Origin of the sequence: Klebsiella huaxiensis (assembly GCF_003261575.2) — a bacterium.
Lineage (GTDB): Bacteria > Pseudomonadota > Gammaproteobacteria > Enterobacterales > Enterobacteriaceae > Klebsiella > Klebsiella huaxiensis.
In genome coordinates this window covers 3,725,137-3,743,240 of sequence record NZ_CP036175.1, presented here as the reverse complement: position 1 = coordinate 3,743,240, position 18,104 = coordinate 3,725,137, and the positions used below count along the sequence as shown (strand labels likewise).

General features: G+C 43.4%; 18 protein-coding genes and 2 pseudogenes. 12 read left to right on the top strand and 8 right to left on the bottom strand.

Annotated elements, in window-relative coordinates:
* Positions 1-11: 11 nt before the first annotated feature.
* The 4 genes from DA718_RS18070 to asd all read left to right on the top strand — a co-directional run bounded on the left by DA718_RS18070 (position 12) and on the right by asd (position 3,318).
* Positions 12-932, top strand: coding sequence for a LysR family transcriptional regulator (locus tag DA718_RS18070; protein WP_112215273.1), 921 nt, complete (start codon positions 12-14; stop codon positions 930-932).
* 108 nt (positions 933-1,040) lie between these two features.
* Positions 1,041-1,427: a RidA family protein gene (locus DA718_RS18065; RefSeq protein WP_112215272.1), complete on the top strand. Its 387-nt coding sequence runs from the start codon at positions 1,041-1,043 to the stop codon at positions 1,425-1,427.
* Between the two features lie 314 nt (positions 1,428-1,741).
* Positions 1,742-2,041: a methyltransferase family protein gene (locus DA718_RS18060; protein ID WP_323808936.1), complete on the top strand. Its 300-nt coding sequence runs from the start codon at positions 1,742-1,744 to the stop codon at positions 2,039-2,041.
* 401 nt (positions 2,042-2,442) lie between these two features.
* Positions 2,443-3,318 (top strand): archaetidylserine decarboxylase, encoded by an 876-nt coding sequence (gene asd / locus DA718_RS18055; protein WP_112215270.1) that lies wholly within the window; start codon positions 2,443-2,445, stop codon positions 3,316-3,318.
* A gap of 120 nt (positions 3,319-3,438) precedes the next feature.
* On the opposite strand, the pseudogene DA718_RS18050 reads toward asd, so the two are convergent.
* Positions 3,439-3,651 (bottom strand): annotated as a pseudogene (locus DA718_RS18050) (integrase core domain-containing protein); the annotation flags it as partial.
* A 42-nt stretch (positions 3,652-3,693) separates the two neighbouring features.
* Positions 3,694-4,338, bottom strand: coding sequence for a hypothetical protein (locus DA718_RS18045; RefSeq protein ID WP_110276299.1), 645 nt, complete (start codon positions 4,336-4,338; stop codon positions 3,694-3,696).
* Between the two features lie 486 nt (positions 4,339-4,824).
* Here DA718_RS18045 and DA718_RS18040 point away from each other — a divergent pair, with 486 nt between their 5' ends.
* From DA718_RS18040 to DA718_RS18015, 6 genes are all read left to right on the top strand, one after another.
* Entirely contained in the window at positions 4,825-5,394 is a 570-nt protein-coding gene (locus DA718_RS18040; protein ID WP_112215269.1) for a fimbrial protein, read from the top strand.
* Between the two features lie 58 nt (positions 5,395-5,452).
* The gene (locus DA718_RS18035; protein WP_112215268.1) at positions 5,453-6,148 is read left to right on the top strand and encodes a fimbrial biogenesis chaperone; all 696 of its coding nucleotides are present in this window, start codon (positions 5,453-5,455) and stop codon (positions 6,146-6,148) included.
* Positions 6,149-6,159: 11 nt separating this feature from the next.
* Entirely contained in the window at positions 6,160-8,553 is a 2,394-nt protein-coding gene (locus DA718_RS18030; protein ID WP_112215267.1) for a fimbria/pilus outer membrane usher protein, read from the top strand.
* A 20-nt stretch (positions 8,554-8,573) separates the two neighbouring features.
* Positions 8,574-9,593: a fimbrial protein gene (locus tag DA718_RS18025; protein ID WP_112215266.1), complete on the top strand. Its 1,020-nt coding sequence runs from the start codon at positions 8,574-8,576 to the stop codon at positions 9,591-9,593.
* Between the two features lie 111 nt (positions 9,594-9,704).
* Positions 9,705-10,406: a hypothetical protein gene (locus DA718_RS18020; protein ID WP_110276304.1), complete on the top strand. Its 702-nt coding sequence runs from the start codon at positions 9,705-9,707 to the stop codon at positions 10,404-10,406.
* Entirely contained in the window at positions 10,339-10,647 is a 309-nt protein-coding gene (locus DA718_RS18015; protein ID WP_130624392.1) for a hypothetical protein, read from the top strand. Before DA718_RS18020 ends, DA718_RS18015 begins: the two co-directional genes overlap by 68 nt.
* A 127-nt stretch (positions 10,648-10,774) precedes the next feature.
* Here DA718_RS18015 and DA718_RS18010 read toward each other — a convergent pair.
* Together DA718_RS18010 and DA718_RS18005 are read right to left on the bottom strand one after the other, a co-directional pair.
* Positions 10,775-10,877: pseudogene (locus DA718_RS18010) on the bottom strand (YqaE/Pmp3 family membrane protein); the annotation flags it as partial.
* Positions 10,878-10,954: 77 nt separating this feature from the next.
* Positions 10,955-11,722, bottom strand: a complete 768-nt coding sequence (locus tag DA718_RS18005) for an alpha/beta fold hydrolase (RefSeq protein WP_112215265.1) — start codon at positions 11,720-11,722, stop codon at positions 10,955-10,957.
* 128 nt (positions 11,723-11,850) lie between these two features.
* On the opposite strand from DA718_RS18005, the gene DA718_RS18000 reads away from it, so the two are divergent.
* A complete protein-coding gene (locus DA718_RS18000) occupies positions 11,851-12,735 on the top strand; it encodes a LysR substrate-binding domain-containing protein (protein ID WP_110276306.1) in 885 nt (294 codons plus the stop codon).
* Positions 12,736-12,752: 17 nt separating this feature from the next.
* Here the strand turns inward: DA718_RS18000 and DA718_RS17995 are convergent, their stop codons facing one another.
* The gene (locus DA718_RS17995; RefSeq protein WP_048211800.1) at positions 12,753-13,151 is read right to left on the bottom strand and encodes a winged helix-turn-helix transcriptional regulator; all 399 of its coding nucleotides are present in this window, start codon (positions 13,149-13,151) and stop codon (positions 12,753-12,755) included.
* A 113-nt stretch (positions 13,152-13,264) separates the two neighbouring features.
* Between DA718_RS17995 and namA the strand changes: the two genes are divergently transcribed.
* Complete coding sequence (gene namA / locus DA718_RS17990) at positions 13,265-14,365, top strand: NADPH dehydrogenase NamA (RefSeq protein ID WP_112215264.1); 1,101 nt, start codon at positions 13,265-13,267, stop codon at positions 14,363-14,365.
* A 525-nt stretch (positions 14,366-14,890) separates the two neighbouring features.
* Here the strand turns inward: namA and DA718_RS30450 are convergent.
* The 3 genes from DA718_RS30450 to DA718_RS17980 all read right to left on the bottom strand — a co-directional run bounded on the left by DA718_RS30450 (position 14,891) and on the right by DA718_RS17980 (position 18,053).
* Positions 14,891-15,139, bottom strand: coding sequence for a hypothetical protein (locus DA718_RS30450; protein WP_167492709.1), 249 nt, complete (start codon positions 15,137-15,139; stop codon positions 14,891-14,893).
* 245 nt (positions 15,140-15,384) lie between these two features.
* A complete protein-coding gene (locus tag DA718_RS17985; protein ID WP_112215263.1) occupies positions 15,385-16,509 on the bottom strand; it encodes a mandelate racemase/muconate lactonizing enzyme family protein in 1,125 nt (374 codons plus the stop codon).
* Positions 16,506-18,053 (bottom strand): BCCT family transporter, encoded by a 1,548-nt coding sequence (locus DA718_RS17980; RefSeq protein ID WP_112215262.1) that lies wholly within the window; start codon positions 18,051-18,053, stop codon positions 16,506-16,508. The genes DA718_RS17985 and DA718_RS17980 overlap by 4 nt, the downstream gene beginning before the upstream one ends.
* Positions 18,054-18,104: the final 51 nt, after the last annotated feature.

The window sequence follows — 18,104 nt, the reverse complement described above, 5'->3', positions numbered from 1 at the left end:
CGGAAGCTACAGTGGATATACCAATTGATCTCAAACACTTATATACCCTTGTTACCTTGCGTAAGACGGGAAGCCTGACGCGAGCCGCGGCTGCACTGCAACTGACACAGTCCGCGCTTTCCCATCAGATTAAGTCGCTTGAGGACCACTACGGCGTAACGCTTTTTGTACGTAAATCGTCTCCCGTCCAGTTTACTCAGGCTGGTATGCGACTGTTATCCTTAGCCGATAACGTGTTAGGTGAGCTGGCGCTTGCCGATCGTGAGCTCTATCATTTTGCCAGTGGCAAGCATGGGATGCTCAGAGTGACACTGGAGTGCTATACCTGCTACGGTTGGTTGCTGCCGGTGATGGATGAATTCAGGAACAAATGGGAAGACGTTGATATTGAGATATTGCCGGGTTTTCAGCCGGACCCCATTGGATTGTTACTGCAAAACAGGGCTGACGTAGCGATTGTCGATGATGCTGATCCTACGGAACTGGTCAGCTATAGCCCGCTTTTCAGGTATGAGATGGTGGCTATTATGGCTAATGACCATCCACTGGTAAAAAAGCCGTGGCTTGAAGCTGATGATTTTCGCAACGAAACACTGATTACTTATGCAGTGCCTGAAGACCGCATCGATCTTTACCGGAAATTGTTAAAACCAATGGACATCCCGGTACGCAGAAAAACCACTGAGCTGACAATGGCTATTGTGCAACAGGTAGCCAGCCATCGGGGTATTGCGGCACTCCCAGTGTGGGCGGTGGCTGAATATCTGGATAAAAAATATGTCACTGCAAAATCCATCACGAGCAATAAATTAATATCGGAAATATGGCTGGCATCGCTGACTGAACATTTGAATGAAAACCATGTCTCCGATTTTACTCATTTTATTAAGCAACACTGCATGCGAATACTGCATGATATTGAGCTGTCGTAGATCTAACCGAATATAAATCACGCACGTCAAATATCAGTGGCCTACGGGTTATTTTTGCCTGCTGATAACTAAGCGGGACATGATATTATTAATTTACAGGAGAAAGTAATGAAATCGATTATTAACACTGAATCTGCACCAGCGGCTATCGGACCTTATTCGCAAGCCATTTCGTTTGGCGATCTGGTCTTCACTTCCGGTCAGTTGCCACTTGATCCGGCAACGATGGCGTTTCCTGCAGATGAAGTGAAGGCACAAACACGCCAGTCTCTACTCAATGTTAAAGCGGTGCTGGAGCAAGCAGGTGCATCACTGGATACGGTTATTAAGACCACCTGTTTCTTGGGCAGAATGGAAGACTTTGCCGCATTTAATGAAGTGTATACCGAATTTTTTGGTGATGTTGGTGCGCCGGCGCGCTCTTGTATTCAGGCAGGGAAATTGCCAAAAGATGCATTGGTAGAAATCGAAGCCGTCGCATACATTAAAAAATAATTAAGCGGGAAAGAGCATAGCGTAATAGTGCACCAGGGGTGGTATGCTGTTTCGCTATGGCTCTCCTTTTATAGTTTAAAATGGGTTGCTTTTCGGCGTTAAGACCAAGGATGAGTAATGTCACCTCTCTATAATCGACTTCGAAAATGGCTTGTTCCCCCCGTATTACCCCTGCTTTTTTTAGTCTTTGATATTTTGATTTCCTGGCCTGCAGTTACCGAGCGGAAAAAAACATTTCACCAACCCTCTCATTTTGTCTGTCCATTATCACAGGTGTCATATCGGTATACGTCATCATTTCCAGTCTGCCACAGTTGGTTTTGAACAAGACAACCATAAATGTGCTACAGGTGAATAAAGCCCATGTATTAATTACTAATGGTTGTTACCGCTTTTCACGTAATCCTGTTTACCTGGGGTTTGCAGGAATCCAGTTTTCCAGCACGTTGCTGCTGAACTGCGTTCCTGGTATTTTTGCCACGCTGCTGCTTATGTTCTTGATGACACACCTGCATATTCGGTATGAAGAAGTGGCGATACAGCGTATTTTTGGACCTGAATGGGTTGAATACCAGAAAAAACACGTCGCTGGATTTGACGTTATTGCTATTTAATCGTCATCTCTTGTCTGCTCCTTGGTAAGATATAAAGCTTAATATGTCTATTAGATAGTATTTGAAATATCTCAGAGACTCAAATATTAAAATTTAAAATGTAAGTGTAGACTCTCGAGTTTATCCGGTCAGAGAGAAATTACTCAGGTGTTAATATACTTCCTTTGGGTGATGCATAGGTTGCAAATTTCAGAAATAGAATTCTCATGATGTTATTTTTTTATTTTAATCTTTCTAGGTTTTACGATTAATTCTTGTAAAAAACGAGATTGCAATAAGAAGAATATCTATCTTAATCATAAAGATATTCTGCCTTGTCGTCTCGTTGCTAAACTGGAATAATATTCATTGGTTATGTTTTTATAAATCATATCGATTTTTTCTGACACGGAGGCGATTGAATGTCTTTTAAAAACCGTATTTTTGTTTTGGTTCAATATATAGTACCTAAACATCTTTTATCCCGGTTAATTGGTATATTAGCAGAATGTCGAATTTCTTGGTTGAAAACGACGTTTATTACTTGGTTTGTGCATCATTACGATGTGAATATGGATGACGCTTTTATCGAAGATATTGAAGATTATGATAGTTTCAATGCCTTTTTTACCCGCACCTTAAAAACTAGTGTCAGACCAATTCCTGATGGAGATAGATATATTCTCAGCCCTGCGGATGGCACCATCAGCCAGATTGGTAACATTAAGCAAGGGCGAATATTTCAGGCAAAGGGGCATGAGTACCATCTGGCAGCGCTGCTTGGTGGCAATGAAAACCATGCGTTGATGTTTTCTGGAGGAGCGTTTGCCACCGTATACCTATCCCCAAGGGACTACCATCGCGTGCATATGCCAGTGACTGGCTCCTTGCGTGAGATGACCTTTATTCCCGGTAAGCTCTTTTCTGTCAATGACATTTCTGTCAGACTGGTACCAAATATTTTTGCTCGTAACGAGCGCGTTGTTTGTCTATTTGATACCATGCACGGACCCATGGCAATCATTCTGATTGGGGCAATGATCGTCGGATCGATTGTTACAACATGGGCAGGTCAAATAAATTCACAGGAACAACGTGTAAAATCAGTTCGCTATAAAGAGTTTGCGAATAAGACCTTTCAACTCGAAAGAGGCGAAGAGCTGGGGCATTTTAAGCTAGGTTCAACTGTCATCGTCTTGTTTGGGCCGGGACGCGTAAACTGGAGATATACATTAGGTGCGGGTGATTCAGTACGATTTGGGCAGGAGATGGGGAGTGCTCGGGATGATGGCAGCTAAAAAACAACATCTATCTCAAGTAACCAAGAAAGTTGACGCAGGTTTACTATTAATACGTTATAATGAATGTTGAAGCTAGCGATTTAGATACTAGCGACTGATATTGTAAGCACACCTGTTTTAGTTCCACGCACTTTTTGAGATTTCCATTTTTTCTGTCATCAGCCGGTACTCTTCCTGTGTAAGATTATTCAGGGATTCATGAGGACGCTCGCTGTTATATTCCATCAGCCAGTGCTCCATAATTTCCCAGGCTTCATTCAGGGTTCTGAACAGGTAAAAATCCAGGATTTCTGTCCGGTATGTTCGGTTGAACCGTTCGATAAACGCATTATTCCTTCAGGAAAGTAGCGAGAGGGCATTATGGCCCATTTTTTAGTATTCTTTATATGTTATGTAATAACTAAGTAACTCTGAATGGATTAATTTTACTAGTGTATTATTATCTTTGGCCTGCATTTTATTTCGAGCTCTGGCACAATGGTAATATATTTTATTGAGTTCACATTTTTGATTTTTTGCAATCTGTGATAATGGACTTCCACTCATCATCAAACAAATCACCGACGCTTCTTCTTTTGTTATTCCAAATTTTAACGTTGTAGCCAGGTAAATTTTATCCGCAGGTGGTATGGAATGAGCATGTACATCGTTTATCGAAATAAAAATCTCTGATAAACTAAGGCAAATTTTAGCATCAAGAATTGTTATATATAATCTGACAAGCTCATCAAAAACCACATTAGGTTTCTTTATAATAAATAAACGTGCTAACGGATAAAATGTACGTAAAAGAATGATGAACTGTAATGTTTCAATGTTTATCGCGGTGTGATCGACAACAATAAACTTTAATTTTTTACCGCGCAATGTGTTCTGTAGATCATGCATTAATTCATCTTTTGCTATGGATGGATAGCTACATACTTCATCAATCAGTGATTCTTCATTACGAGTATCAGAAAAATAGCTACTCAGAGCAAAGTTAAAATAGTAGGAATTAGATAAGGTTATCAGCACGATTCACTCCTTTTATGCACATCTATGTCGCAATGAAAAGACAACTAATGTAGGTCACCGTAAGTGCTGAGTGTGAATATGACATACTCTTTTTAGTAAAATCTGACGGCGTAGATTGGGGGATGAGAAGGTCTCTAATTATAATTAGTGCGCAACGCCTCATTTTTATATTTTTAGCTGAAATAACAATCTTGATAATAATTCGTTGTTTTTCATGATGAAAATCCTTCATTATCTGCGTTTTAAACGCAGGTGTTTAGGATTATTTAAATTTTATCATTACATATCTTACTTTTAAGCCTTGAATAAATGCCTGGAACAATGATTAGATGCAATTGCACAGCATGTTTCAAAATGTATCAGAGGTAATGAAGAATACGCATTTCAATATTTTAATATGATGCGTCGGAGGGGCGCTGTGTTTTTTATGTGGCTTGATGATGAGTGTTATGTAAATTTTTGAAAATTACAGATAAGGGGTTAATTATGAACATATTCATCAAAGGAATTGCGTCAGCAGCGGTAGTAATGATCTGTTCCCCAATATCGGCACAGGCTGCTGATGGCAAAGTGACCTTCAATGGTGAGATTATTACTAATACCTGTACTGTCATCAGCGGTGATAAAGATAAGATTGTCACACTACCAACAGTCCAGGCGTCTGCATTGTCTGCCGCCAATCAGACTGCGGGGACAACACCTTTCACTATTGGTCTTGAGAATTGTGCAAGTGCTTCGGACGTTTCGGTCTATTTTGAACCGAATGAGTATGTCTCTACGGAGGGGCGACTAAAAAATTCTATTCCTACTGGTGGTTCAGATAATGGCGCGGATAACGTTGATATCGAGCTACTGAATAATAATTATGGCGTAATTGATCTTGCAAACCAGACTATTGATACAGTGACTGGAAAAATAACAGGTGGTAATTCTACTATTGTCACACCTGTCGATGGTTCTGCGACACTACCTTTCTATGCCCGTTACTTTGCGACGAATGCCGCTGAGGCTGGGAGGGTGAGCTCCTACATTAACTTCACTATCGTTTATCCGTAACACGTTAAGGCAGCTCCGTTAGGGGCTGCCTGTCCTGAGAACAGGGAGGTGTTGAAATATGACTCGTTATGTTTTTACGTTTCTTATATCCGTATGTATACCTTTCACGAATGCAAGTGTTGTTATTGATGGGACCAGAGTTATCTTTCCATCTGACCGGAAAGAGGTATCAATCAGGGTTACTAATTCAGGAGATATGCCGTCACTGACGCAAGTATGGGTTGATGGTGGTACGATACAAAATAATACAGGAAAAGATCTGGCTCCTTTTGTGGTTCTGCCGCCAATAATTCGCGTTGAACCAGGAAAGGGACAGTCCTATCGTTTGATTTATAGCGGTACAGCTCTTCCACAAGATCGTGAGTCATTATACTGGTTTAACATGTTGGATATACCTCCAGAACCTAAAAATAGTCAAGATGGCAACTATCTACAGTTATCGATTCGTTCCCGCATTAAATTGTTTTATCGTCCGATAACATTAAAGGGAAATGTCAGCGAGGCTGCCAAATCGCTAATCTGGAGATTTCACAAGGAAAATAACACACTCTCTGTGAATAACCCATCTCCATGGCACGTCACTATTGATAGCATCACCATTAATGGGAATAAACAATCTGCGGGTATGGTGGCGCCATTTTCAACGATGAGCATAAATAGCAAAGAGCGTACACTTAAAACAATGCCAAGCAAGTTCAGTTTCACAACCATCAATGATTATGGTGCTGTTGTGACTCATAATTATCCTCAGTAAAGGAAGTTATTATGAAACTAAGGGAGATCAATGTTGGATTAATAGTGATAATACCATGGAGTGTCGCATGGTCAGAAGAGGCGTTTAATTTCAATAGTGCACATTTGCATAATGCGACACATATAGATCTCCAGAAATTTAAGTATGGTAACCCGATGAATATCGGGAATTATCGCAGTAAACTTTACATAAATGGTTCGTATGCGAGCGAAGTTGAATTCGAACTACAGAAAGTGGGAGAGAAAATTGAGCTCTGTGTAACACCAACACTATTTCGAATGATGAGACTCAAAGATAAAACGTGGCCAGAAAAGGCTTTATGTATCCATTTATCGCAACTCAATGTGGGCATTTCATGGAGTTATGATGTCGGGGAGAATGCGTTAAATTTAACCGTCCCTCAGGAGTTACAACAACCAAAGTATCGAGGCGAGGTTAATCCGGAGAGTATCGATGTTGGTGTACCAGCAGCCGTGTTACGTTATCAGGCGAACAGCTATCAGAGCATTAATCATGGCGAAAGTAATAATTACAGTTATGTTGGGCTTGATGGTAGTTTTCGTGCTTACGGCTGGCGCTTTTACCATCAGTCTAGTTATCAGGCAAACGACAGCGATGCTCATTGGGATAATATTTCGACATACGCCGAGAAAAGTCTTTTCGATTTGAGCTCAACCCTTAGGCTCGGGCAGGGATGGACAGATGGAACCTTCTTCGACAGCGTCAGTTTCGTTGGCGCCAGGGTTGCGACTGATAAACGGATGCTGCCTGGGTCACGACGTGGTTTTGCACCCACGGTAACGGGAATCGCCCGGACAAACGCGCGCGTCACTGTCACTCAAAATGGTTCATTACTCTATGAGGCCACCGTTCCGCCAGGTAAATTTGCCTTTGCTGACCTCTATCCAACGAATTCAGGTGGCGATCTGAATGTGACGATTAATGAGGCCGATGGCAGCCAGGATACGTTTACTGTGCCTTATGCTTCCATACCTGGTCTGGTTCGTAAGGAAGCGCTGTATTATGATTTGTCGATGGGATATCTGGATGACAGTGATATCTCAGAGCGTCCGGGATTCGGAGAATTAACGCTGCAGTATGGTTTTAATGACTATATTAGCGGCTATATGGGGGCAAACGGAACCGAGGGGTATTACTCCACTCTTGTCGGTAGTGCATTAAATACTTACTGGGGAGCACTGGCAGTTGATGTTACGCGTTCTTCCTGGAAAACGGTTGAAGATGACTGGAAGGATGGCTATCGCTGGCGCATTTCGGCAACAAAATCATTTACCAGTGATACCAGAGTTTCCTTATCGATGAGTCACAGTAACGATGCAAGGTATATTTCAATTCGTGATGCGGCATCGGCTAACGATCGTGACAACTATACTTACCGCGAAATGACAAGGTACACAGCCAACCTGTCGCAACAAATTGGTGGTGGTAGCTTGTCATTTTATGGAATATGGAGTGAAAACTGGAAGCACGGTACATATCGCTCCTATCAGCTAGGCTATTCGAACAATTTTAAACGCCTGGGCTACTATATCTATGCACAGAAAAGTCAGGATGCTAACTATAAAAATAACCAAATAGTTGGCATTTCTTTTTCTATACCTATTGGCGGTAATGACAATATTCATACTCGTTTAAATTACGACAAGAATAACGGCAACCAGTTACAAGCTACTTACACCGGGAGCCAAGGTGAAAAGAACGAACTTAGCTATGGTTTGACGACCAGTTACGATATGCCAAAGGAAGGGGGCCATGAGAATTCAATTGGGGCAAACGGTAGTTACAGAACGAATTATGCCTATCTGAATGCGAGTGCCAGCACTGGCAAGAATCAGCAACAGTATTCCCTCGGGACTTCCGGTGCGTTAGTTGCACATGAAGGAGGGGTGATTGCAACACCTGATATTGGTGAAACATTCGCCATTGTACAGGCCCCCTGGGCTTCCGGTGCGACGGTGGCGAATCGTATTGGACGTCCAGTGGATAATCGTGGTTACACCATTGTCCCTTATCTGAACCCGTTTACAGAAAACTGGCTGGATCTCGATCCACAAGGAATTAGCGATCAAGTTGAGATTGTCTCAAGCAGCACGGTCGTCGTTCCTGACTCCGGTGCGGCCGTGAAGGTAAAATTTGCGACCCGTACTGGCTACCCATGGTTTGCCAGTGTAACCCTCAGTGATGGTAATGCGCCGCCATTGGGGGCTGAGGTCTATGACAGCAATGACATGGCAATCGGAGTCGTGGGACAAGGGGGAATGTTATATGCCAGAGTCCCAGACAGCAGTGGCGCTTTACATGTGGTGTGGGGAAAAAAGAGCCATCAGCGTTGCCAGCTTTCATATTCCGTAAATCAAGAAACCAGTCGTCACGTTTGCAAATAAATACTTAAGGAAGACAATAAATGAAGAGAGAAACGATTCTGGGGTTATCTGTTTTCCTGTATCTAGGGTATAGCCCCGCAGTACTTGCATGCGTAATGACCAGTGGCAAAACAATTGAATATAGTGTCAATATGGGTAATAAAGATTTTACGGTGGATGTTCTTAATCGTCAGACTGGGGACTTATTGTTCACATATGGTGGAATGACTCTGACTAATAATGCAGGCTGGAATATCAATTGTAGTGGTTCTGAACCGAGTGGCTACAAAAGTATTGGTGGTGCTCCCATTGGACCGGCTTATCAAAGCAAGCCTGGATATGTTTATAGTATCGATCGTCTGCCTGGAATTGGTTATAGTTTTCAAATGGGTGAGCAGGATGGTATTGATTTCGATTCACTTTTTATGCCTTATCCGGCAGCACATCCATTTTCTGGTGCAAAGTATTTTAATTCAGAAAGCAAAAAGCCAACAATTTATTTTTGGCGAATCCCTGATGCCAACGGTTTACCACCTCCAGGCCAATATTGCCTGAATGATTATCTCGGTGATATTTTTCTTGAGGGTGCCAATGCTTTAAGGTTTAGTGTGAATGGATTGTGCATTACGGTGAAATCTCCAACTTGCAAAATCAGTAATGCTGATATTAAAGTCAATCTGGGTAGACACAATAAGGCCGTATTTATGGGGGCTGGGAGTACCACAAATATAGTACCGTTCAATATAGACCTTACAACCTGCGAGAATGTCGGTAACATCTTTATGCAATTTAATGCGACGACTGATGGCAGTAATGCGGTAAACGGGATTATAAAACTCGATGATATTGGTGATGACATTGCCGCGACTGGAGTTGGCGTTCAGATATTAAAGAGTGGCGTCCCGATAGCGTTGAATGAACCTGCGACAATCTGGTCGGGAACTAAAGGAAGTGAGTCGACCTACAGTTTCCAGTATCAGGCAAGATACATTCAGACTGAATCGACGGTTACCGCCGGCCAGGCTAATGCCAGTGCGACATTTGTGGTTACCTATAATTAAATTCGTGGGGTAAGAGGAGAATCTGTCGCTTACACAGTCAACATAGGATAAGTAATTACCATTGAAATGCACTTGAGGTCATGTGTTGCGATATTGTATGGAGAGTAAGCAATGTTATTAGTTGTTTCTGGATCTGGATATTTTGATTTGGGTTTTAGTAGCTATTTTTCAAGGGAGAGGTGCAGAGTAGAATGTATCGAAAAAATCCTATATTGTTCCTTTGAGCATCCTAAAAATATCGTCAGTAAAGCTATGTCTGTATCAGATAAGTATTGTCTAAAATGTCTCATCATCGATTATCCATGGAGCAATATCGAAGTCCTTCAGTCAGCGCTATATATAAAAATACACTTCCCACTTATTAGCGTAGTTGTATATTCAAACGGAGGGTACAGATTCAATGATTTGGAGGCGTCTTATCTTGAAATCCTTGGGGCTAAATTGAATGTGGGATTTTCAGGCGTATGCTCAGTGTTGATGCAAAGGCGAATACCGGTATCTGCGGTCGATATCATTTATGCGTCAGCATCAAGGTTTGTCAAAATATCTAAAAAAGAAGCGTTGTTAATTTCTTTTATCCTGGCGGGAGTGAAGCTAAAAGATATAGCCAGCGCTTATAACAAAGATATTAAGAGGATTTATTATGACAGAAGTAAGCTTCTGAATAAGTTTAGCATTAAAAACAATATTGAACTGGAAAGTAAAATAAGGTGTTTTGTTTTGTGCCACACCGGTGGAGGTCTTGATGAGAGAGTATCGACAAGCGAAAGAAAAACTGGATTCATTGATCTTTGCGATATGGTTAAACAGTAGTTTAAAAAATAATGACTTTGATTATAGCGCCATGCGTGAAGAGATTAATGATATTATTGTGCCATATGTTTACAGAAAGGAGTTGGACGATGTGATTGCGGTTGTCAACTTAATGATTTCATCAGACCCAGCTGCGCGACGAGAATATAATGAAATTCTATTTAAACGATTGCTCGATTTATACTCCGGGTTAGCGGGTCACCAGGCTATTGAAAATTATCTTTTGGCCAAAACTTACTAGGTATTTATGTTTATCCATAAAGTCGCTGGCATGATGGAATCCCCTGTGCCATGAATATAAACCACGGACAGACCCGGTATCACCAAACAAATAAAAACGGCGCTGCGGCGCCGTACAGGATCGTGGATTAATTGCGTGTTTGCACCCAGAAAGTATGAATCAGGCCGGGGGATGTAGCCCAGCAGGGTTAGCACAATATTCAGAATAAATATCCAGCCGAAGCCTTTACCTTACAGAATAAAGAGGGAGCAGTGTTTACTGTTCCCTCTTTATTCGTGTGATGATTAATTATCAACCACGGCATTGTTTATTTTACGGCGCTGACCGCATGAAGAATTACACTTGCCACGGCATCTGGCTGAGAAATATGTGGGGCATGACTGGCGTTTAGGGTAGTCACCGTCGCGTGGATTTTCTTCGCCATCGCTTTCTGTAAGTCAGTGTCGAGCATGTGATCCTGTTCGCTGACAATATACCAGGAAGGTTTATTTTCCCATGCCGCGTCATTCACTTTTTCGCCAAATACTGCGCCGTTAGTTGGGCCCTGAGTGGCATAGATCAGTCTCGCCTGTTCTGCAGTAACATCCTGCGCCAGGTGCCTGGAGACGCCTTCAGAAGTGAGCTTCAGATAACCCGCATCATCGGCATCAATATGGCTGAAACCTGATGGCGTAGGATAATCTTTTGTTAAATCACCGACAGACTCTCCGGCCGATGGCGCAAAAGCGGCAACATAAACCAGTGCTTTGACGTTCTCATTTTTTGCGCCTGCCTCTGTAATGACTGCTCCACCATAGGAATGGCCGACCAGCACAACAGGACCTTTTACTCGTGCCAGTGCGCGACGTGTTGTGTCGGTATCTTCAGCAAAGGAGGTGAGTGGGTTTTGTACGGCAACGACATTCAGCCCTTTAGCCTCAAGCAAAGGAATGACCTTATTCCAGGTTGAACCATCTGAAAATGCGCCATGCACAAGCACAACCGTAGGTTTCACAGCTTTAACATCAGCTGTAGATTCCAGCGCTGAACAGCTCATGGAAGCCGCCATTAGTAAGGAAAGAGAGAGATTTTTCATGTCAGGAACACCTTTGTTAATGATTGGATGCTAACGGTTAAGCGAGCCAGGTTGACGGGCAATGTACATTGAAAACGTAATGCGATAAATTTACGTAAATAACCATCACCTGGAACATTTCATTTCAAATGGATCGTTTAACCTGCATGCAGACATTCATTAGGGTGGTCGAGTCAGGCTCCATTTCTGCCGCTGCGGGTGAACTGGACCAGTCCTCCCAGCTGACAGGTAAGCAGTTACGCATGCTTGAGCAAAATCTTGGCATTCAGCTGATCAACCGTACGACTCGGAGCCAGAGCCTGACGGACAGCGGCCGTCTCTTTTATGAAAGAGCGAAAAATATTCTGGCTGAAATGGAAGAAGCGGAAGCCGTGATTGCTGAAACCCGTGCGATCCCTCGTGGTAATCTCAGGATCAGCGCACCCATTACCTTTGGCAGTCAGCTGCTGGCCTCAAAACTGCCGGAATATCTCAAACAAAATCCCGAAGTCTCGCTCGAACTCTGTTTGTCGAATCGTACTGTCGATCTGGTTGAAGAGCGCTTTGATGCCGTATTTCGTACGGGAGAACTGGCGGACAGCCAGCTACTGGCAAGAACGCTTGCTCCCTATCAGATGGTTATCTGTGCCGCCCCGGCTTATCTCGATGAGGCTGGCACGCCCTTGGCGCCGCAGGATTTGACGCGGCACCAGTGCCTGATCTTTACCCACACATCAATGCGAACGGAATGGAAATTTGAAGGCCCTGGCGGACAAGTCTCGGTACCTGTAACCGGCAGGTTTAAAACGGACAACAGCGAAGCCCTGCTTGCGGCGGCCCTCTCAGGACTGGGAATCATTATGCAACCGCATCCGTTGATGAGTGCGGACATCGCCGCCGGGCGGCTGGTGCGGATTCTGCCCGATTATGAACTACCCGGTCGACCAGTCCATGTGCTTTATGCCCAGGACAGAAGAATGACTCCGCGATTACGCAGTTTTATCGATTTCTGCATCACCCATTTTGGTCCTTAGATACCCGTGAAGGCGGCTTACTTCGGATCGCCAAGAACCTTTTTCAGCTCCTCGATATCTTCTTCAACCGCGGTTTTAAGACCGCGGCGTTCCAGCCAGTTTCTGCCCCATATACTGAGATCCAGAACCAGCTTGTTCAGCTCCCGCCCTTCGTCACTCAACGAGTATTCAACCTTTGGTGGAACAACGGGATAAACCTGGCGAATAATCAGGCCATCTTCTTCAAGTTCACGCAGTTGCTTCGTCAGTAAACGCTGATTAATGCTGGTTAAAAACCGCTGGAGTTCGCTAAACCGAAGCGTACCGTCCTTAAATAAATGATAGAGGATCACCCCTTTCCATTTCCCGCCCATGATATGCAGTGCCGCTTCCATTGAACAGCCTGGTGCCGAATCGTAGTTACGTAATTTCTTCATAAAAACATCATGGTTACCTTTTGGTAAGTATGTGTATTTTTTTAGTGTATAAACGAATTTTCTCAGTATGGTACTTTTAGCGGGCTAAATATCAATCACTTTCTGGAGTAGAAATGTCAGCTTTGCTTTTTGAACCCATCACAATCAACGGCGTTGAATTCCGTAACCGTATTGCCATGTCCCCGATGTGCATGCACTCGGCGTCTGACGACGGTAAGGTTAATGATTTTCATGTTATCCACTACGGCGCGCGAGCCCTGGGCGGAGCAGGTCTGATCATGCTGGAAACGGCCTCTGTATTACCGAATGGCCCAATCGGTCCTGGCGACATCGGTATCTGGGATGACAGTCACGTTGACGGTTTGTCCCGCGTGACGGACGCCATTCACCGCTTTGGTGCGAAAGCAGGTGCGCAACTCGGCCACGCAGGTCGCCAGCTGGGTATTGACCTGCCATCCATCGCGCCGTCTGCCATTCCGTTTACAGCGGAATCCCGCGTGCCGCAGGCGATGAGCATTGAGCAGATCAAAGAGGTAGTAGAGGCATTCAGACAGGGTGCACGCCGTGCGCGTGAAGCGGGTTTCGACGTTATCGAAATCCACGGTGCCCACGGCTATTTGCTTAATCAGTTCCTGTCGCCTGTGGCGAACAAGCGCACTGATGAGTACGGTGGTAGCCACGAGAATCGCTACCGAATTGTGCGTGAAGTTATCGATGTGGTGCGTAGCGAGTGGAAAGGTCCATTGTTCCTGCGGATCTCTTCAACCGATTACGTAGAAGGGGGAAACCGTCCGGAAGACTTCCTGATCTACGGCAAATGGATGAAAGAGCAGGGGATTGACCTGATTGACTGTTCGACTGGTGGGATTGCGATGGTACCGGTAAACACATATCCCAATTACCAGGTTCCGGCAGCTGAATTGCTGCGCAGGGAACTGAGTATTAAAACCGGAGCTGTAGGTCTAATCGAAACGGGCCGTCAGGCAGAAGAAATACTGCAGAATGGCCGCGCAGATATCGTTCTGGTTGGCCGCGATATGTTGAAAGATCCCTTCTGGGCACGAACCGCTGCAGACGATTTGAACGTTACCCTTCCGGTCCCGGCACAGTACACCCGCTATGGTTCAGGCTGGCAACGCTCTCAGCCGCGACTGCCAGCGGCTGAACTTAAAAGCACGGTAGAAAAAAAACTGGAGCCACCGTCAGCCCTGTAAGGTTGTAATACTGTATCTGTACCAGGGTCAGCCTTTGTTATAACCCTCATTATTAAAAACAGAAGTTCTTTCCTGTTACCCCTGCATGCTGATGCGGGGGGATTATTACGATTATCGAATTTGGTATTACTGGTATATAGACAAAAGAACAAAATATTTACAGAGGAAACAATTCCGAACCACACTTGTTCAAATTATTTCATTGTCCGATTCTGGCACAGGCTGTGTGAAAATTCGTTTTTTGTAGCATCTGAACACTATTTACGGCCAGAGATATAATAATCTCCCTGATATTTACCGTATAAGATGTGAGTTCTTTTCAGGATCAGTTCAGGGTTTTTAAAGCTTTATACTGAATGCTACTGGATTGTTATTAGGCACTAAGCTAATACAGTTAAAGCGACTATCGTCGTTAATTGAATTGCTCCCGCAACTTGACGTTCAGCCCTTCAGTGCCTCAGATGCTCATCATTCTTTTCAGGTTATAGGCAAGCACATGTAGACTAATTTCTGTGCTGACATTTTTTAAATCGTTGCATCAGGAAGTGAGTCGCCCCGTTTTGATGTGGTGCATTTTGACCGCTCGCTGCAATCACGACATGCGATATTATTAAAGTATATTTGCAGTCCTAAACCATCTTCAATTACCGTAAATCTATTCTGAAGCTCGCTACCTACCCGCCGGGAAGACTGAATACGGTTCAGGTATCCATAAATATAGAGCTTTAGCATGGTTGCCTGATATCTGCCCAAACCTTCAATGTGGTGGGTCATATCGCCCCTGCGAGGTTTATTCATAACCTTTTAATTTTACTAAAAAAGTATATCTCTACACGAAACTGGCAAGAATAATTGATCATACGAGCGTATTGCTTAGGCCACAAAGTGATCAGTGGTTTTCACACAGCCTGAGTGAAAATCGGACGTTGGGCTCAGTGAAGCCTGCGGTATCGGTGTAATACTCTGTAATTTCCAAATGAAATCCCCGCCCCTAAAGGCGGGGAGGATATCAACTGGATTCAGAAATCTACAACACGATATTCTTTGATAAAATCTTCATCCAGTTGTAGTCCCAGACCGGGTAAATCAGGAACGGTCACTTTCCCGTCTGTTACAGGAACTTTATTTTTTACCAGATATTTATAGATGGGACTCTCACTCTGAGAGTATTCAATCAAATCTCCAAATCGGGTTGATGCAAGAAAATGTATTGTTGCATGCAACAGGATACCTGTACTGAAGCCATGTGGAACCAGACTGACACCATTGGACTCAGCAAGTTGATTTATTCTTTTCATCTCTGTAATACCACCACACCTGGTGATGTCTGGCTGAACAATAGCTGGATTTGCTTCCTCGATAAATTGTTTGAATTCAGCATAACTGGTCAGGGCCTCTCCTCCTGTAATTTTAACAGGTAAGGCTTCCGAAAGCCTGCGGTAACATTTCAGACTGTCGGAGGGAACGGGTTCTTCTATCCAGTTAATATTGAAATCCTTAAGCATTTCATAGCGGGTCTGCGCATATGAGAAGTTTCTCCATAATCCAACCAGATCCAGTTCTATATCGATTTTTTCACCGACCACTTCACGTATGCGTCTTACCGTTTCGTAATCTCTGTTCGGGTCAATGCCGAACTTATTTCCACCAAATTTAATGCTTTGAAATCCCTGACGAATCAGACTTAGTGCTTTGGAACAACTTTCATCATCGTTGTCTGAAGGGATGAATGTACCATAGGCATCAATGTGATCCCTATATTTGCCTCCTAGTAAAGTATGAACCGGAACACCATAAAACTGGCCTGCGATATCCCATAAAGCAATATCCACGGCACTGATAGCATGTACGCCAGCTCCCCTGCGTCCCATATATTCACTACCAGAAAACATTTCATCCCACAAACGTGTTATCTCGAGAGGATTTTTTCCTAAGAGAATCTCTCGTAATCCCCTGCAGGTCGAGTGAGAAGAGGGTGTTTCAATAAATGATTTAACTACCAGAGGAGAGCTGTCTGACTCACCATAGCCTGTAATCCCCTCATCAGTGCTGATTTTAACAATGACCGCATCCTCACCCCATTCACAGACATGATTCAGTTCAGGAACTCGTAACCAAATGACATCAATATCTGTAATCTTCATTTTACATCCTTTTCAAAATTATGATTTTTAAGCCATTTAATTAAGCCATAAGCGCAGATAATCAAAATGACGATGAATGGCGCGGCCGTCAGTGTGACAGCTGTTTTCAATGTGGATAGCGATGCATTTATATACAGCATTGCCAGAGGTATTAATCCCAGCATAATGCACCAGAACACCCTTAACTCTCTTTTTGGATCCTGACCCTGTTGTAATCCTTTGGTACTGACTGCCGCTACAGTATAAGCCGTTGCATCGAGGTGTGAAGCCAGAAATACCAGCATCAAAAGGAAATAGAATAGAGAGAAAAAGGAACCAAAAGGTAACTGAGAAAGGAGTTCACTTACAGCAGATTCACCCGCGTTAGCTTGTAATAATGCTGGCGCATTAACTACTGAAGAATTAAATAAGTCGATAGCGAAACCACTCATGCTACCAAAGAAGAACCAGCATCCGGCGCATCCACCCAGGATAAGACCAAGAATTAATTCTCTTACCGTTCTGCCTCTGGAAACACGTGTGATGAAAATAGAAACCCCAGGTGTGTATGTTATCCAGTAAAGCCAGTAAAATACTGTCCAGTCTTTATTAAATGTTCCCTGGTCAATAGGATCTGTGAACAAGCTCATATGGACGAAATTGGTAAATGTGAGTCCAAGTGAATTGACAAAATTGTCGACGATGAATGTCGTCTTACCAAGAAACAAAACTACAACGCCAAACAACAAGGTCATACCACATGCAGCTTTTGCAAGTTTCTGCATACCGCCGTCAATACCGATGTATGAGCTCAAGGAGAAAGTCAGCGTAATTATCGCGAGAAGAATCACCTTAAGACCAAATGTGTTTTCAAAGCCGAACATTGTCGATAGCCCGACAGAAACAGTACCAACTGTAATAGTCGTGGTCAGAACCAGTCCACCAAAGGTGGAGAAGAGGAATATCAGGTCAATGATTTTCCCCAACGGACCTTTGTCAGAAATACCTGTTATTGATGATATGAGAGATGATAAATTAAGACCTTTTGATTTGTTAATATAAAAATGGTAGGCCATTGCCAGTGATGCAATAGCATAAATTGACCACGGAGTTAACCCCCAGTGAAAGAATACATAAGACAGACTTGCTCGTAATGACTCCTTGCTTTCTGGTGTAATGTTGAGACCAGGAGTATTATAATAATAAGCCCACTCCATAAATGCCCAGTACATTGTTGCAGACCCCAATCCTGCACAAATAAACATGAATATCCAACTGATATTAGAGTATTCAGGCATTCCTTCACCTAGCTTGATATTCCCGAAACGACTACCGGCAATCAGCAATGCCATGACAACACAGGCGAAACCAAGTAGCTGAACAACAGAACCTATTGAGGTCGTTAATCCATTAAAAAGGCTTTCTGCCATCTTCTGCGAAGAGGCCGGATATAGCATGAGAAGAATAATCGTGCTGATAACCACTACTATGCTTATTGTGATAAGAAATACGTCATTTCTGACGGGAGGACTCTTTTCAGGTGTAGATCTTTCATTCATTTCCATAGTATCTTCCATTCGATTCAATTCAGCAGGGAACTACTTTTTCATTTATCA

What these genes read in the sequence shown, in the direction of transcription:
- DA718_RS18035 (WP_112215268.1), top strand. Translation starts at nt 5,453, where the DNA reads ATGACTCGTTATGTTTTTACGTTTCTTATATCCGTATGTATACCTTTC.
- DA718_RS18000 (WP_110276306.1), top strand. Translation starts at nt 11,851, where the DNA reads ATGGATCGTTTAACCTGCATGCAGACATTCATTAGGGTGGTCGAGTCA.
- DA718_RS18065 (WP_112215272.1), top strand. Translation starts at nt 1,041, where the DNA reads ATGAAATCGATTATTAACACTGAATCTGCACCAGCGGCTATCGGACCT.
- DA718_RS18015 (WP_130624392.1), top strand. Translation starts at nt 10,339, where the DNA reads ATGAGAGAGTATCGACAAGCGAAAGAAAAACTGGATTCATTGATCTTT.
- asd (WP_112215270.1), top strand. Translation starts at nt 2,443, where the DNA reads ATGTCTTTTAAAAACCGTATTTTTGTTTTGGTTCAATATATAGTACCT.
- DA718_RS18025 (WP_112215266.1), top strand. Translation starts at nt 8,574, where the DNA reads ATGAAGAGAGAAACGATTCTGGGGTTATCTGTTTTCCTGTATCTAGGG.
- DA718_RS18020 (WP_110276304.1), top strand. Translation starts at nt 9,705, where the DNA reads ATGTTATTAGTTGTTTCTGGATCTGGATATTTTGATTTGGGTTTTAGT.
- DA718_RS18005 (WP_112215265.1), bottom strand. Translation starts at nt 11,722, where the DNA reads ATGAAAAATCTCTCTCTTTCCTTACTAATGGCGGCTTCCATGAGCTGT.
- DA718_RS17980 (WP_112215262.1), bottom strand. Translation starts at nt 18,053, where the DNA reads ATGGAAATGAATGAAAGATCTACACCTGAAAAGAGTCCTCCCGTCAGA.
- DA718_RS18040 (WP_112215269.1), top strand. Translation starts at nt 4,825, where the DNA reads ATGAACATATTCATCAAAGGAATTGCGTCAGCAGCGGTAGTAATGATC.
- namA (WP_112215264.1), top strand. Translation starts at nt 13,265, where the DNA reads ATGTCAGCTTTGCTTTTTGAACCCATCACAATCAACGGCGTTGAATTC.
- DA718_RS17995 (WP_048211800.1), bottom strand. Translation starts at nt 13,151, where the DNA reads ATGAAGAAATTACGTAACTACGATTCGGCACCAGGCTGTTCAATGGAA.
- DA718_RS30450 (WP_167492709.1), bottom strand. Translation starts at nt 15,139, where the DNA reads ATGACCCACCACATTGAAGGTTTGGGCAGATATCAGGCAACCATGCTA.
- DA718_RS17985 (WP_112215263.1), bottom strand. Translation starts at nt 16,509, where the DNA reads ATGAAGATTACAGATATTGATGTCATTTGGTTACGAGTTCCTGAACTG.
- DA718_RS18030 (WP_112215267.1), top strand. Translation starts at nt 6,160, where the DNA reads ATGAAACTAAGGGAGATCAATGTTGGATTAATAGTGATAATACCATGG.